The organism is Motilimonas sp. 1_MG-2023, from assembly GCF_030547455.1.
Classification (GTDB): Bacteria; Pseudomonadota; Gammaproteobacteria; order Enterobacterales; family CBDFNC01; genus Motilimonas.
This window is the reverse complement of record NZ_JAUOPX010000127.1, coordinates 1-392: the sequence shown is the minus strand read 5'-3', so window position 1 is coordinate 392 and position 392 is coordinate 1. Positions and strand designations below refer to the sequence as shown.

At 46.4% G+C, this 392-nt stretch carries 1 pseudogene; it reads left to right on the top strand.

Annotated elements, in window-relative coordinates:
• Positions 1-392 (top strand): annotated as a pseudogene (locus Q4519_RS21735) (RHS repeat domain-containing protein); the annotation flags it as partial.

The following is a 392-nucleotide window of genomic DNA, read 5'->3' as shown; positions in this document are numbered from 1 at the left end:
CAAGGCGACTGCCATTTTGAATACGATGAGTTTGGTAACCTAGTCAAAGAAAAGCGCGGTAAAGGCCAACAGCTAGTCACCCACTATCATTACGACTGTCAGCATCGCTTAATTAAAGCCAAGATGGCCAATGGCACCACTGCCCATTATCAATACGATGCTTTTGGTAGACGTTTCGAAAAGTCGGTCACAGACCAAACGCAACAAACCACCGCCACCGAGTTTATTTGGCAAGCCGACCGCTTAATTGCCGAAACCGATAATCAACAACATTACCAAAGCTACCTTTATGAGCCCGGCAGCTTTAAGCCAATGGCGCTGATTAAAGGCGAAGCCAATGTCAGTGCAGACCCAGTACAAGTTTACTATTACCAACTTGACCACTTAGGCAC